Here is a 14,140-nt window from a genome sequence, read left to right on the forward strand (position 1 = left end):
CGCCGCCCGCGGGCGCCCCCCCCCCCGGCCCCCCCCCCCCCCCCCCCCCCCCCCCCCCCCGCCCCCCCCCCCCCCCCCCCCCCCCCCCCCCCCGCGAAGTCGGTACGGGCTCAGCGGCGGCGCATGGCCCGCTGGACGTTGCGCATCTTGGCGCCCTGCGGCATCGGGCCCTTCGGCATCGCGTTGCCGCGGCTGGCCAGCGCGGACAGCCGGTTCTCCAGCGAGTCGACCTGGCCGGCGTTGATGTTGCGGGGCAGCTTCATCAGGTGCGTCTGCAGCTTGCTCAGCAGCACCTGGCCCTCCTCGCCGCCGACGAGGACCTCGTAGATCGGGGTTTCGCCGACGACCCGGGCCACCCGCTTCTTCTCCTGCGCCATCAGCGACTTCACCCGGTGCGGCGAGCCCTCGCCGACCAGCACGATGCCGGGGCGCCCGATCAGCCGGTGCACCGCGTCGAGCTGCGCGGTCCCGGCCACCGCCTGGGTGAGCCGCCAGTTGCCGCGCAGGTTCTCCAGCGCCCAACCCGCCGCACCCGGCTGGCCGTCGGCCTTGCGGTAGACGGTCGCCTGCACCCGGCGGCCGAACAGGATCACGGCGCCGAGCAGGCCCAGCGCGATGCCGACCGGCAGGAACGCCCAGTGCAGGTTCCAGATCCTGCCGATGAAGAAGACCGCGACGGCCACGACCAGGAAGATGCCGATCATCAGCGGCAGCAGCAGCTTGTCCTCGCGGCGCTGCATCTGGAACGCCTGCCAGATCTGCCCGACGCGCCCGCGGAAGGCCGCGCGCCGTTCCTTCTTCGCCGCCTTCTTGGCTGCCTTGTCCTGGTTGGCCATGCCGTTCAGGATACGGCGGGGTTCCACGGCGCCCCCACCACGGTGGTCCTGCCCCGCGGAAACGCGCACCGCCCGCCGCGCGTGTTGCGCGACGGGCGGTGAAACACCTGTTCAGCGGGGTCGTCAGCGGGCGAGCAGGCTGCTGGCCTCCTGCGCCGCGGGCTGCGCCTTCGCGAGGTGCGCGAGGTTGTCCGGCAGCGGCATGCCCCGGTGCTGGGTGGCCTTGGCGTAGAGCCGGCCCGCGCGGTAGCTGGATCGGACCAGCGGACCCGCCATCACCCCGGGGAAGCCGATCTCCTCGGCGGCCTTCGTGTGCTCGACGAACTCCTCCGGCTTCACCCAGCGGTCCACCGGGTGGTGGCGCGGGCTGGGCCGCAGGTACTGGGTGATCGTGATGATGTCGCAACCCGCGTCGTGCAGGTCCTGCAGCGCGGGGCGCACCTCCTCGGGGCTCTCGCCCATGCCGAGGATGAGGTTGGACTTGGTGACGAGACCGGCCGCACGGGCTTCGCTGAGCACCTTCAGCGAGCGGTCGTAGCGGAACGCGGGGCGCATCCGCTTGAACACGCTGGGCACCGTCTCCAGGTTGTGCGCGAGGACCTCCGGCCGGGAGCCGAAGACCTCGGCGAGCTGGTCGGGCTCGGCGTTGAAGTCCGGGATGAGCAGCTCGACGCCGGTGCCCGGGTTCAGGTCGTGGATCTGGCGCACGGTCTCCGCGTACAGCCAGGCCCCGCCGTCGGGCAGGTCGTCCCGGGCGACGCCGGTCACCGTGGAGTAGCGCAGCCCCATGGCCTGCACCGACTCGGCGACCTTGCGCGGCTCGGTGGTGTCGAGCTCCGCGGGCTTGCCGGTGTCGATCTGGCAGAAGTCGCAGCGGCGGGTGCACTGATCACCGCCGATGAGGAAGGTGGCCTCCCGGTCCTCCCAGCATTCGAAGATGTTGGGGCAGCCCGCCTCCTCGCAGACGGTGTGCAGACCCTCCCGGCGGACCAGACCCTTGAGCTCCTGGTACTCGGGGCCCATCCGAGCGCGGGTCTTGATCCACGATGGCTTCTTCTCGATGGGCGTCTGGCTGTTGCGCACTTCAAGACGCAACAACTTCCGCCCCTCTGGCGCCGCAGTCACGCGTTCAGGCTACGCCCTCGGCCGGTTCATCCCGAAACCGCGACGGGCGCGACGTGGTGATCCGTACACCACACCCGGGTTCAGGCGGGGTCGGCGGTGACTCCGGTGAGCTCTTCGGTGAGTTTCCACAGCCGTCGCGCGGTGTCGGCGTCCCGGGCGGCGGTGCTGGTCTTGGCGCGGGCCGGGTAGCCGCGGATCTCGGCGAACCCGTTCGGCCCGTAGTAGCTGCCGCTGGTCGCGCCGGGCGCGGTGGCCGCGTAGAGCTGCGGCAGCGCGCCCTGCTCGGTGGACTGCGTGATGAGACCGTTGACCTTCCGGGCGATGCCGGTGACGCGGTCGGACAGGCTGCGAGCGCGCAGCGAGTTCAGCGCCAGTTCGGTGCTGCTCATCCCGGGGTGGGCGAGGACGCTGCGCAGCGGCAGCCCCGCCCGCCGGGCGCGGCGGTCGAGCTCGAAGCCGAACAGCAGGTTCGCCAGCTTCGACTGCGCGTAGGCGCGGCTGGGCGAGTAGCGGCGGCGGTGGAAGTTCAGGTCGTCGAGGTCCAGCGAGCCGCCGCGGTGCGCGATGCTGGAGAGCGTGACCACCCGCGGGTCGGGCCGGTCGCGCAGCGCGGGCATCAGCAGCCAGGTCAGCGCCGCGTGCCCGAGGTGGTTGGTGCCGATCTGCAGCTCGAAGCCGTCCTGGGTGGCGCCCAGCGGCGGGCCCATGATGCCCGCGTTGTTCAGCAGCACGTCGAGCCCGTCGCCGGTGCGTTCCCGCACCTGGTCGGCGGCCTTGCGCACCGAGGACAGGTCGGCGAGGTCGAGTTCGACGAGTTCCGGTTCGACCTCGGCGTCGGCGGCGACCCGCTGCTGCGCCTCCCGGCCGCGTTCGGGGTCGCGGCAGGCCATCAGCACCCGCGCGCCGCGCGTCGCCAGCACCTGCGAGCAGTGCAGTCCCAGCCCGGAGTTCGCGCCGGTGATGAGCACCGTGCGGCCGTGCTGGTCGGGAACGTCGGAGGTCGTCCACTGCGCCATGCCCCCACCCTTACCCGCGGGGCCGGGTGCGGAAAAGACCGAACGCGACACGATCCGATCACCGGCTGCGAGAATTCCCGCTCATGTCGATGAGCTGCTGGTCCGCCGCGATCCGCTGGTTCCCCTGGCGGCGCCGGGTGCGGGCGCACGCGGTGCTGGAGTCGTGGCCGCGGATGGTGGACGGCCCGGTGTCGCTGCTGGCGCGGCTGGGTTGGTCCCTGGTGGGAGTGCCGCTGCTGGTGCTGTGGGCGGTCGAGCTGCTGGCGGGTGCGCTGCTGGTGCCGTGCGCGCTGCTCGCCCGCGGCGCGGGGTGGTCGCCGTGGTGGGTGGAGCTGCGGGTGCGGGGGTGCCTGGGCGGGCTGGTGCGGGTCCGGGACCGGTCCGCGGCGAAGCGGGTGCGGGCGGCGGTGGCGGCCGAGCCGCTGGTGGATCCGCTGGAGGTGCTGGCGCCGGAGCACGACTGCCACGAGGTGGAGATCTCCGCGTGCCGGTGGGCGTCGGCGGTGCGCGACGTCAGCGGTCACGGCAGGCGGCGCTGGTTGCCGTGGCGGCGCCGGACCTCGGTGCGCGACGCGCTGGAGTGGTTCCCGGACTGGTCGCTGGACGAGCCGGTCGGGCTGCTGCTGGCGGTGCCGTTCCTGCTGGTCGCGGTGTGCTGGTCGGTGGTGGCCGGGCTGGAGCTGGTCGCGGCGCTGGTGCTGCTGCCGTTCGTCCTGCTGCTCCGGTCGGTGCGGTTGCTGGACTGGCCGATCGAGCTGGTCCGGGCGGGCGAGGTGAGCGCGCACCGCGGGGTCGCCGGTCTGGGCGCCTCGGCGCGGGCGCGCCGGGAACTCACCGAGCAGGTGCGGGTGGTGGTCCCGCGTCCGCGCGCCGCGGAGCCCGAGGTGGTGGCCGCGCGCTGAGCGCCCCCGGGCTCCGGAGCGGCGGGGTCAGAAGCTGGGGATGAGCTTGCGCAGCTGGGCGAGCGGTCCGCGGCGGCGCGCGGTGCGGGCCTCGGGGGCGGTGCGCAGCAACCGCAGGAACGCCTGCCCGACGCGGTCCAGCTCGTCGGCCGGCTCGTCCGGTTCGGCCAGCCCGGCCGACACGGCGAGCATCCGGAGCTCCTGCCTGCGCAGCCCGGCGAGCGCGGGTTCGTCCGCGTGCCCGTCGAGGACGCGGCGCAGCACGGGGTCGTCGGTGGCGGTGCGCCGCCAGGCTTCGCCGACCGCCTCCACCCGGTCGCCGCGCGGGTCGGCGTCGGCGTCCTCGACGCCCACGTCGATGCGTCCGGTGAGCACGCGGTTCCACTTGTGGTGCAGCGCGCGCAGCAGTTCGTCCCGGTCGGCGAACACGGCGGCGGCCGCGGGCACCGCGTCGAGGTCGAGGCGTGCCGCGGGGTGCCGCGCGGCGTGGTCGAGCACGGCGCGGATGGCGCGTTGCCGCTGGTGGAAGTCGTTCCAGGTCATGGTTCCTCCAGACTGGACGGTGGCGTACCCCGGGTGTGCGGCATACCGGGAGTATGTGTGTTCGAAGCTACCAGCGCGGCCGTACCGCGGGTATGTCATATGATTGTGAGTATGGCTACAGCCCGTTCCCGGCGCGTGGAGAACACCGAGAGCACCCGGCAGGCGCTGGTGAAGTCGGCGGTGGTCCTGTTCACGAAGAAGGGCTACGCGGGCACCTCGCTCGACGAGATCGCCAAGCGCGCCCGCGTCACCAAGGGCGCCCTCTACCACCACTTCAACGGAAAGCAGGCGCTGTTCGAGGCCGCTTTCGAAGACGTCGAGAGCCAGGTGGTGCGACGGCTGTCGGCGGTGCTGTTCGCCGGCGGCGACATCTGGGAGACCGTGCGGGCCGGGCTCGGCGAATTCCTCCAGGTCTGCCTGGAACCGTCCTACCAGCGGATCGTCGTGCACGAGGCGCCCGCGGTGATGGGCTGGGAGCGCTGGCGGGAGGCCGAGGAGCGCTACACGTTCGGCGTGATCCGGGAAGCGGTGCAGGCGCTGGTCGACGCGGGCGAGTTCACCCCGCTGCCGATCGAAGCGCTCGCCCACGTCGTCTACGGCGCGCTGTCGGCCGGGGCCAGCACCATCGCCGGCTCCGCCCGGCCGAAGCAGACCAGCGCCGAGGTCGGCCAGGTCGTGGACGCCGTGATGCAGGGGCTGCGCGTGGCGGCGTGCGCCGGGGCCTCCTGCGGGCACTAGCCTCGGGTCCGTGACCGAGCCATTCAAACTCCGCATCTTCACCGAACCCCAGCAAGGGGCCACCTACGACGACCTGCTGCGGGTGGCCAAGGCCACCGAGGCGGCCGGCTACGACGCGTTCTTCCGCTCCGACCACTACCTGAAGATGGGCTCGGTGTCCGGTGAGCCCGGACCGACCGACGCCTGGGTGACGCTGGGCGGCCTGGCGCGGGAGACCTCGCGGGTGCGGCTGGGCACGCTGATGACGGCGGGCACGTTCCGCTACCCGGGGCCGTTGGCGATCGCGGTCGCGCAGGTCGACCAGATGTCCGGCGGGCGCGTGGAGTTCGGTCTCGGCAGCGGCTGGTACGAGGAGGAGCACACCGCGTACGGCATCCCGTTCCCGTCGCTCAAGGAGCGGTTCGACCGCTACGCCGAGCAGCTGGAGATCATCACCGGGCTGTGGGACACGCCGGCCGGGGAGACCTTCAGCTTCGACGGCCGGTACTACCAGCTCGCCGACTCGCCCGGGCTGCCGAAGCCCGTTCAGCGGCCGCGGCCGCCGGTGCTCATCGGTGGCGCGGGCAAGAAGCGCACCCCGGAGCTCGCCGCCCGTTTCGCCGACGAGTTCAACCTGCCCTTCACCGACCTCGACACCGCGGTGGCGCAGTACGAGCGGGTCGCGGCGGCGTGCGCGGCGATCGGCCGGGACGCCGGGGAGATCGTGCGGTCGGCGGCGCTGGTGCTGTGCGTCGGCAAGGACGACGCCGAGATCGCGCGCCGCGCGGCCGCCATCGGGCGGGACGTCGACGAGCTGCGGGCCAACGGGCTCGCCGGCACGCCCGCCGAGGCCGTGGACAAGATCGGCGCCTGGCGGGAGCGGACCGGCATCACCCGGCTGTACCTGCAGGTGCTGGACCTCTCCGACCTCGACCACGTCGACCTGGTCGCGGCGAAGGTCGCACCGCAGCTGGGCTGAGTCCCAGCGCCGGTTCCTGCCTCGTCGGTGGCCCGCCGCGCGCCACCGGCGAGGCGGCGGTGCTCAGCCGCGGAGCTGGCCCGCGATGTCGGAGGCGGCGGTGAGCAGGACGAGCGCGGGCACGGTGGCCTGCGGGCGCAGCCGGTAGGAACCGCGCTTGTCCTGCTCCACCAGTCCGCAGCCGGTGAGCCCCTTCAGGTGGTGGTAGAGCTGGCCGGGCGAACCGAGCCCCGCCGCCTGCTGCAGCTCCGCGCCGGTGGCCGGGCCCGATTCGGCGAGCCTGCGCACCAGGGCCGCCCGCAGCGGATGCCCCAGCGCGGCGAGCACGTCGGTGCGCGGCGCGTCCGGCAGGTCCAGCACCTGGGCGGGATCCGCGCGGATGTGCCACTCCAGCTCGAACGGTTCGCTCAGGCGTCCCGAGTATTCGATCTGGTCGCCGCTGGGTTCCCGCGGAGCGGCGGTGGGCCGTCCTTCCAGCGCCGCGACCCGGCGCTCCAGGTCGTCCAGCCGCCCTTGCACGTCGTCGGAGCTCACCGTGCGAGCTTGCCCTACCCGCGCAGCGCGGCGCGCAACCGGTCCCGCCACGCGGGGTCGAGCACGGCCTTGATCAGCGGCTGGCCCGGGTCACCGGTCGCCAGCTGCTCGGCGGAGATCCCGCCGTGCGCCAGCAGCGATCCGGCCGCGATCCGCCCGTCGGCGAGGCGCAACGAGATCCCGGCGGTGAGCACGCCCGGCAGGCTGCCGCCCTTGTAGCCGAGGCCGAGGACGCCGTCGGGCAGGTTCCCGGCGGCCCGCCGTTCCAGGATCCCGCGGGCGATCTCGGCGGCGCGCGGGGACGGGTAGGTGCCCTCGGCGAGGGAGCGGTGCAGCGCGGCCAGCTGCGCCGGGTCGCTCGCGGCGGTGCCGGTGGCCCAGGCCAGCTGGGTGTTCCAGTCCGGCAGCGGCTGCGCCCCCCCCCGGGTCCGCACCTGGTCGCGGAGGGCCTGCTCGTCGCGGTGGCGGCGCTCCAGCGCGAAGCCGATCTCGCGGCGTCGGGGGAGCGGGGTGCCGGGCGCGGGGGCTTCGGCCGGCAGCAGCAGGAACAGGTACTCGGCGCACAGCGAGCGCACGTCGGCGTCGGGCCAGCCCCCGGCGAGCGCGGCGGCGCGCACGGCCTCGGTGCCGAGCCGGTCGCGCAGCAGGTCGGGCACGGCGCTGTCGCTGTGCCCGATCATCGCGGTGGCCAGTTGCTCCAGCGTGACGTGGCGGTCCGGGTCGGCGGCCCAGGCGCCGGTGTCGTCGGTGGGGATGCCCAGTTCCTGCAGGGCCGCCACGTGTGCGCCGCCGTCGGTGGGCACGTAGTAGCGCTCCCAGTCGCCGACGCGGACCTGTTCGGCGGGGTCGAGGCGGCCGTCGGCGACGGCGGTGGCGTAGGCGGCGAGGTGCGCGGCCTTCACCGCGGAGGCCAGCGGCTGCGGGCTGCCCGCGCGGTGCGCGAGGAGCGGTCCGGTGGTGTCGGTGAGCACGAGGGCCAGCCGGTCGCGGTGCTGGGCGATCCAGGTGAGCCAGCCGTCTGCGGTGCTCAGGTCGGCTTCGGTGCGGTCGCCGAGCGCCGTGGCGGGGCTGCACGAGAGCAGCGGGAGCGCGGCGGCGGTGGCGGTGAGCCCGGTCAGCAGGGTGCGGCGGGACAGCGGCATGCTTCTACTCCTCTAGTAGTCCGTAATTCCGGAATACTAGAGGAGTAGAGTGGGGTTCGTCAGCGCAGGGTCGGATCCAGCGCCAGCGTCACGCCCTCGGCGGTCGGCGAGACCCGCGCGATGTTCGACTCCACCACCGGCAGCACGCCGTCCACCGCGTCCAGCACGTCCTGGCGCACCCACGGCAGCGCCTCCTCGACCGGGACATCCCGGCCGAGCTCCGCCGACAGCGAGGTGACGCCCGCGTCCCGGATGCCGCACGGCACGATCCGGTCGAACTGGCCCATGTCCGGATCGCAGTTCAGCTCCAGCCCGTGCATGGTCACGCCCCGCTGCACCCGGATGCCGATCGCGGCGATCTTGCGCTCCGGGCGTGCGTCGTCGGCGGCCAGCCACACGCCGCTGCGGCCCTCGACCCGGCCGGTGTCCAGGCCGAAGCGGGCGCAGGTGCGGATCAGGGCCTGCTCCAGGCGCCGCACGTAGTCGACCACGTCGATCGGGTCGGCCAGCCCCAAGATCGGGTAGCCCACGATCTGCCCCGGGCCGTGCCAGGTGATCTTGCCGCCGCGGTCCACGTCGATCACCGGCGTGCCGTCCTGCGGCCGGTCCTCCGGCTGGGTGCGCTTCCCGGCGGTGTACACCGACGGGTGCTCCAGCAGCAGGAGGGAGTCCGGGCCGGTCTCCTCGGCGCGGCTCGTGGCCAGCTCCCGCTGGAGGTCCCAGGCGTCCAGGTAGTCGATTCTTCCCAGTTCACGCACGTCGACCGCATCGGTCGAGGCGCGACATGACATCTCCGCGCGACTCACCGGGCCAGGCTACGCCCGGGCTCCCGCCCAGAGCACCGACCGCCCCGCGCACGTGGCGCCGGCCACCCGGGCGGACCCGCGGACCCGCGGACCCGCGGCGAGTTCAGAGCACCGCGTTCAGCGCGGCGTCCAAGGTGGGGTGGGCGAACGGGTAGCCGTGCTCGTCGAGGCGTTCCGGCATCGCCCGCTGCCCGGCCAGCATCGCCTCGTCGGCGGCCTCGCCCAACGCCGCGCGGAGCACGAACTCCGGCACCGTCCACGGCGCGGGCCTGCCCAGCGCCGCCCCCAGCTCGCGGGTGAACTCGGCGTTGGTCACCGGCGCCGGGCCGGTCAGGTTCACCGGGCCCGACACGGCCGAGTTCTCCACCAGGAACCGCAGCGCACCCACCGCGTCGTCCAGCGAGATCCACGGCATGTACTGCCGCCCGCCGCCGAGCTTCGCGCCCAGCAGCATCGAGAACAACGGCTTCAACCGGCCCACCAGGCCACCCGAGTGCGCCACCACCAGGCCCGTGCGCGAGAGCGCGACCCGGGCGCCCGCGTCCACCGCCGGGCTCGTCGCCGCCTCCCACTGGCGGCACAGGTCGGCGAGGAAACCGGTTCCCGGCGGCGTCGACTCCGTCACCAGCCGGTCGCCGGTGTCGCCGTAGTAGCCCACCGCCGAGCCGTTGACCAGCGCGGGCACGCCGTGGCGGGCCACCGCCTCGGCCAGCAGCACGGTCGGGCGCACCCGCGAGGACACCAGCAGCTCCTTGCGCTCGGTGCTCCAGCGGCGGTCGGCGATCCCGGCGCCGCACAGGTTCACCACCGCGTCCGCCCCGGCGAGGGCCGCCTCGTCCAGCTCGCCCTTCGCCGGGTCCCAGCCGTGCTCGTCGGGGGCGGCCGGGGGGGGGGGGGCGCCGCCCCGCCCCCCCCCCCCCCCCCCCCCCCCCCCCCCCCCCCCCCCCCCCCCACCTCCGGCGACCCGGCGGGATTTCGCCGGTGAGCTGAGCCGTTCCTGGCAAGTGCGGCCACGCGCTCGGCTAGGCTCCGAAGCCGAGTCGATCGGGAGGCCCGGGCCTCCCAGCACCGCGAGGCCCCTCACCGATGTACTTCTCCACTCCGCTGTTCCTCTGGTACTTCCTGCCGGTCGTGCTGGCGGCGGTGCTCATCGCGCCCCGGTCCGCGCGCAACGCGATCGTGGCCGTCGCGAGCCTGGTGTTCTACGCCAGCGGCGCGGGCGGCACCACCCTGCTGCTGCTGGCGTGCATCGTCGTCAACTTCCTCGCGGGCAAGTCCCTCGAACCCGAAGCGGAGCACCCGCACCGCCGGGCCCTGCTCATCGGCGCCGTCTCGTTCGACCTGCTGGTGCTGGTGGTGTGGAAGTACGCGGGCTTCGCCACCGAGCAGCTGGCGACGCTGACCCGGTGGTTCGGTGGCGACTTCCCGGTGCTGCAGCTGGCGCTGCCGATCGGCATCTCCTTCTACACGTTCCACCACATCTCCTACGTGGTCGACGTGTACCGCGGCGAACGGCCCGCGCTGCGCAACCCGGTCGGCTTCGTCACCTACATCGCGATGTTCCCGCAGCTGGTGGCCGGGCCGATCGTGCGCTACCGGGAGATCGCCGACCAGCTCCCGCAGCAGCGCACCCACCGGCTCGACGACGTCGCAGCCGGCTTCCCGCGGTTCGCGTGGGGGCTGACGAAGAAGGTCGTCGTCGCCGACACGCTCGCCCCGATGGTCGACGCCTGCTTCGCGACCCCGGCCGAGGACATGAGCTTCGCCGTCGCCTGGCTCGGCGCCATCGGCTACACCGTGCAGCTGTACTTCGACTTCTCCGGCTATTCCGACATGGCGATCGGGCTGGGTCGGATGCTCGGGTTCCGGCTGCCGGAGAACTTCGCCCGGCCCTACTCCTCGGTGACCGTCACCGAGTTCTGGCGGCGCTGGCACATGTCGCTGTCCCGCTGGTTCCGCGACTACGTCTACATCCCGCTCGGCGGCAACCGGCGCGGCACCGGGCGCACCTACCTGAACCTGGCGATCATCTTCGTGCTCACCGGGTTCTGGCACGGCGCGGCGTGGACCTACCTGGTGTGGGGCCTGTTCCACGGGGCGCTGCTGGTCGTGGAACGCGCCACCGGGCACGACTCGGCGCCCGCGGACCGCTGGGCGCGGCTGGGCAGGCGGGCGCTGACGCTGCTGCTGGTCGTGCTGGGCTGGGTGTTCTTCCGGGCGCCCGACCTGGGGACGGCGTTCACGATGACCGGGCACATGCTGCTGCCGGACCTGTCCGGGCTCACCGACCTCGTCGCCGCCTCCGTCACCCACCAGCGGGTGTTCTTCCTGCTGGTCGCGCTGGTCGTGGTGCTGCTGCCCGCCTCCACCGGGACCGGGGCGTTCCTGGAGTCGGTGCGGTCCCGGCAGGCGAACGCGCTGCGGGCGGCGGTGATGACGGCCGGGCTGCTGTACTCGGGCCTGCTGGTCGCGACCGGCTCGTTCAGCCCGTTCCTGTATTACCAGTTCTGACCGGCTCTTCCCCGGCTCTTCTCGCGTCGGGGTGGGGTGGCGGAACCGCAGCAGGGTTCTCGCCGCGGGATCTTTTGCACCGGTGGCTCCGCCACAGGAGGAAACGCTGTCCTCGCGAGGAGGGCGCTGAGCACTCGCGGGTGATCCGGCTGCGTGCGCGGTCTCCGCTCAGCCGCTTCGCCGCTGGCAGGACGAGACCTGGGCCGGCGTGCTCGTTCGAAGGCGGGCGGGTTCGTTGATCAGCACAGCACGACGGGGGCGTCCAGCTCCGATCGGGGTGCTTCGGCGGCACCCGGTGGCGGGCCGGCCGGGTCCACGACGAGCTTCAACCGCCCGCCGAGCGCGGTGATGTAGCTGCGGATGCTGGACACCGCCATCTGGTCCAGCTCCCCGTTCTCGATCTGCGAGACCCGTGCCTGGGTGACGCCCATCCGTTCCGCGACCGCTCCTTGGGTGAGCCCGATCCGCTTCCGGAGCTCCGCCAGCCGGAACCCGAGGACGTAGGCGTTCGTGTCCTGCCGCGCTTGCTCGCGGAGTGCTTCCGGGTCGTCACCGGCCGCACGATCGCGGGCGTCGAGTTCATCGCGGAGTTCGTCCCACGAGCGGCTCATCGTCCTGCCCCCTCCTGGTCGTCCGCCTTCCGCATCGCGGCCTCGTGCTCGGCCACGCGCTGCTCGCCGAGCGGGATCGCTCCTGGGCCGGTTTGCGCACTCGTGGTCGGAGCTCCTTGAGCTTGCTGATGCTCGATCCCTTGATGTGATCTGCGAGTGGCCGGCCCAGCGTCGGACCGTGCTCGGCGAGCTTCTCCAGTGTGATGTCCACCGCTGCGCGGGTCGCGCTGTCCAGCGATAGGTACCACCCGGCGACCTCGTCGTGCAGTGGGATGCTCCACCGCGCCGACTCCCGAATCATAACCTTGAGCTTATGTTCCGGCGATGGCACGGATCACAGCGGGTGCTACCGGCCGAGTTCCAGCGGATATGGGTCGTTGGGCCGTTGTCGTGGGGGTGGGGTGGGCGGAGACTCGGCGGCGGCGATGAGGCTCGCCGGAAGTGCGGAACACGCCGCTGATGGCCTCTCCGGAACTCAGGAGGCCCGCCATGTCGCACATCCACGTCCTGCTGCGCTGCTCCGCCGCCGTGTTCTTCGGCGACCGGGTGCTGCTGGTGCGCCGCCGCGAGCACGACGACCTGGTGCTGCCGGGCGGCACCCCGCGGCCGGGGGAGGACTTCCACGCCTGCGTGCGGCGCGAGCTGCGCGAGGAGACCGACATGCTGATCGACCCGGGCACCTGCGCGCTCATCGTCGAGACCGTGCGCCCCTTCGCCGAACGGCTGGTGGACGTCGTGTTCCGCTCCCCGGGCCGGCCCGCCGGGTGGCCGCGGTTCAAGGAGGACGGCCTGCGGCCCGAGCTGGTCCCGGTCGCCGAGCTGCCCCGGCTGGACCTGCACCCGCCGATCGCGGCGCAGCTGGCCGAACTGCACGCGGCCCGCGAACCCGGCCCGCCGAAGTACCTGCGGAACGAACACCGGACGCCCGTGCGGCCGTGAGTTCCGCGGGAACCGGGCACGGCCGTCGCCCGGCCGGGCTAACGTAGCGGCGTGTCGAGGACGGAACCGACCGAGCTGCCCGCGGTCCACGAGTCGTGGCTGCCGCGCGAGCACCCGATGCACCGGCCGCGGCACGGCAGGCGCCAGCTCACCGCCCTGGTGTGCGCGCTGCTGTTCCTCACCGCGCCCGCCACCACCTGGGTGTTCGGCGCACGGGCGGAGCAGCTGGAGAACCGGCCGCTGGCGGAGTTCCCGAGCATCACCGACGGCTGGGGCTTCCTCACCGGGCTGTCCCCGTGGGCCGCGGAGAACCTGCCGTTCCGCGGGACCGCGGTCCGGTCGGTGCACGACATCAGCCAGGGGGTGTTCGGCGAGCAGGCGCGGCTGGAGTCGGGGACGCACAGCTCGCCCACCGGCACCGGGAGCGACCAGCAGCAGGCCCGGCAGCTGCTGAACGAGAACGTGTTCCCGAAGGTCATCGAAGGACGGGCGGGCTGGCTCTACCTCGGCCACGACGTCGCCTACCCGTGCACGCCGAAGCGCAGCCTGGACGAGGTGATCGCCGGGTTGCGGCGCTGGCGCCAGGTCGTGGAGGCCTCCGGGCGGAAGTTCCAGCTGGTCATCGCGCCGGACAAGTCGACGATGTACCCGGCGAACCTGCCGCCGGAGTACGCGGGGAAGGACTGCTCCTCGCGGGCCAGGGAGGAGTTCTGGCGGCGGCTGCCCACCGCGACCGGCGCGATCGACATGCGGGACCCGCTGCGCGAATCCGCCGACCGCAACGGCCGGGCGATCTACCACGACATCGACACGCACTGGACCCACGAGGGCGGCATCACGATGGTGTACCAGCTGGCGGAGCGGCTGTCCCCGGGCAGCACCGCCACCTGGAAGGTGCAGCCCGGCAGGCAGTACCCGCACTCCGCCGACATCCCCGACCTGCTCGGCCAGCGCCGCACCGTGCCCATCCAGGCCTACTCGCTGGCGCCGGACGGCGGCGCGGACCACACCCGGTTCGAACCCAGCGACTTCCACGAGCCGCTGCACCTGAAATCGATGCCGCGGGCCGGCATGATCACCGAGCCGACGCGGATGGTGGGTGACTCGTTCACCCAGTTCGCCAGCCCGTACCTGGCGGCGACGTTCGCCGACATCGGCATCGTGCACCCGGAGGAGGTCGCGAAGCGGCCGCGGGAGACGGCGGCGCTGCTCGCGGAGGGCGACGTGGTGACCTTCGAATTGTCCGAGCGGTTCGTCTCCGGTGGCCGCTACGACCTGCTCGACCCGGCGGTCGCCGACCAGGTAGGAGCAGTGCTCGCCGCCGACCCGCGTTGAAGGTTCTTCCCGCTCCTGTTGCTCAGGGGGCGGGGTGGCGGAACCTCAGCGGGGTTTTGGCGGGGGGGTGTTTTTTCCCCGGGGGGGCGGCCCCCGGGGGAAACAGTGGACGCCCCGAAACCCCGGGGAACCCCCCGGGGGGGG

At 73.2% G+C, this 14,140-nt stretch carries 15 protein-coding genes and 1 riboswitch; of the genes, 6 read left to right on the forward strand and 9 right to left on the reverse strand.

Going from position 1 to position 14,140, the window contains the following annotated elements:
- Positions 1-110: 110 nt before the first annotated feature.
- The 3 genes from LCD33_RS23825 to LCD33_RS23835 form a co-directional block, all read right to left on the reverse strand.
- Positions 111-836 carry a DUF4191 domain-containing protein gene (locus LCD33_RS23825; protein ID WP_224966985.1) on the reverse strand — a complete coding sequence of 242 codons (726 nt, stop codon included), beginning with the start codon at positions 834-836 and terminating at the stop codon, positions 111-113.
- Between the two features lie 123 nt (positions 837-959).
- Positions 960-1,961, reverse strand: coding sequence for a lipoyl synthase (gene lipA, locus LCD33_RS23830; RefSeq protein ID WP_224962502.1), 1,002 nt, complete (start codon positions 1,959-1,961; stop codon positions 960-962).
- Positions 1,962-2,041: 80 nt separating this feature from the next.
- A complete protein-coding gene (locus tag LCD33_RS23835; RefSeq protein WP_224962500.1) occupies positions 2,042-2,977 on the reverse strand; it encodes an oxidoreductase in 936 nt (311 codons plus the stop codon).
- An 83-nt stretch (positions 2,978-3,060) separates the two neighbouring features.
- Between LCD33_RS23835 and LCD33_RS23840 the strand changes: the two genes are divergently transcribed.
- On the forward strand, positions 3,061-3,879 hold the full coding sequence (locus tag LCD33_RS23840; protein ID WP_224978306.1) for a hypothetical protein: 819 nt from the start codon (positions 3,061-3,063) through the stop codon (positions 3,877-3,879).
- 27 nt (positions 3,880-3,906) lie between these two features.
- On the opposite strand, the gene LCD33_RS23845 is transcribed toward LCD33_RS23840, so the two are convergent.
- Positions 3,907-4,422: a hypothetical protein gene (locus LCD33_RS23845; protein WP_224955284.1), complete on the reverse strand. Its 516-nt coding sequence runs from the start codon at positions 4,420-4,422 to the stop codon at positions 3,907-3,909.
- Positions 4,423-4,533: 111 nt separating this feature from the next.
- Between LCD33_RS23845 and LCD33_RS23850 the strand changes: the two genes are divergently transcribed.
- The gene (locus tag LCD33_RS23850) at positions 4,534-5,160 is read left to right on the forward strand and encodes a TetR/AcrR family transcriptional regulator (protein WP_224955285.1); all 627 of its coding nucleotides are present in this window, start codon (positions 4,534-4,536) and stop codon (positions 5,158-5,160) included.
- Between the two features lie 10 nt (positions 5,161-5,170).
- Positions 5,171-6,118, forward strand: a complete 948-nt coding sequence (locus tag LCD33_RS23855) for an LLM class F420-dependent oxidoreductase (RefSeq protein ID WP_224955286.1) — start codon at positions 5,171-5,173, stop codon at positions 6,116-6,118.
- 63 nt (positions 6,119-6,181) lie between these two features.
- On the opposite strand, the gene LCD33_RS23860 is transcribed toward LCD33_RS23855, so the two are convergent.
- The 4 genes from LCD33_RS23860 to LCD33_RS23875 all read right to left on the reverse strand — a co-directional run bounded on the left by LCD33_RS23860 (position 6,182) and on the right by LCD33_RS23875 (position 9,684).
- Positions 6,182-6,652, reverse strand: a complete 471-nt coding sequence (locus LCD33_RS23860; protein WP_224955287.1) for a helix-turn-helix transcriptional regulator — start codon at positions 6,650-6,652, stop codon at positions 6,182-6,184.
- A gap of 14 nt (positions 6,653-6,666) precedes the next feature.
- On the reverse strand, positions 6,667-7,794 hold the full coding sequence (locus LCD33_RS23865; protein WP_224978307.1) for a serine hydrolase: 1,128 nt from the start codon (positions 7,792-7,794) through the stop codon (positions 6,667-6,669).
- Between the two features lie 59 nt (positions 7,795-7,853).
- Positions 7,854-8,600 (reverse strand): lipoyl(octanoyl) transferase LipB, encoded by a 747-nt coding sequence (lipB, locus tag LCD33_RS23870; protein WP_224955289.1) that lies wholly within the window; start codon positions 8,598-8,600, stop codon positions 7,854-7,856.
- A gap of 103 nt (positions 8,601-8,703) precedes the next feature.
- Complete coding sequence (locus tag LCD33_RS23875; RefSeq protein ID WP_308011322.1) at positions 8,704-9,684, reverse strand: TIGR01777 family oxidoreductase; 981 nt, start codon at positions 9,682-9,684, stop codon at positions 8,704-8,706.
- Between the two features lie 2 nt (positions 9,685-9,686).
- Here LCD33_RS23875 and LCD33_RS23880 point away from each other — a divergent pair, with 2 nt between their 5' ends.
- Positions 9,687-11,111 carry an MBOAT family protein gene (locus tag LCD33_RS23880; protein ID WP_224959524.1) on the forward strand — a complete coding sequence of 475 codons (1,425 nt, stop codon included), beginning with the start codon at positions 9,687-9,689 and terminating at the stop codon, positions 11,109-11,111.
- Positions 11,112-11,350: 239 nt separating this feature from the next.
- Here the strand turns inward: LCD33_RS23880 and LCD33_RS23885 are convergent, their stop codons facing one another.
- Positions 11,351-11,722, reverse strand: a complete 372-nt coding sequence (locus LCD33_RS23885; protein WP_224959526.1) for an XRE family transcriptional regulator — start codon at positions 11,720-11,722, stop codon at positions 11,351-11,353.
- Between the two features lie 412 nt (positions 11,723-12,134).
- Positions 12,135-12,198, forward strand: a riboswitch (Fluoride riboswitch).
- Positions 12,199-12,211: 13 nt separating this feature from the next.
- Here LCD33_RS23885 and LCD33_RS23895 point away from each other — a divergent pair.
- Both LCD33_RS23895 and LCD33_RS23900 read left to right on the forward strand, forming a co-directional pair.
- Positions 12,212-12,661, forward strand: coding sequence for an NUDIX hydrolase (locus tag LCD33_RS23895; protein WP_224978309.1), 450 nt, complete (start codon positions 12,212-12,214; stop codon positions 12,659-12,661).
- Positions 12,662-12,712: 51 nt separating this feature from the next.
- On the forward strand, positions 12,713-13,996 hold the full coding sequence (locus tag LCD33_RS23900) for a hypothetical protein (RefSeq protein WP_224978310.1): 1,284 nt from the start codon (positions 12,713-12,715) through the stop codon (positions 13,994-13,996).
- Positions 13,997-14,140: the final 144 nt, after the last annotated feature.

It is taken from the genome of Saccharopolyspora sp. 7B, from assembly GCF_020177435.1.
GTDB classification, from domain to species: domain Bacteria; phylum Actinomycetota; class Actinomycetes; order Mycobacteriales; family Pseudonocardiaceae; genus Saccharopolyspora_C; species Saccharopolyspora_C gregorii.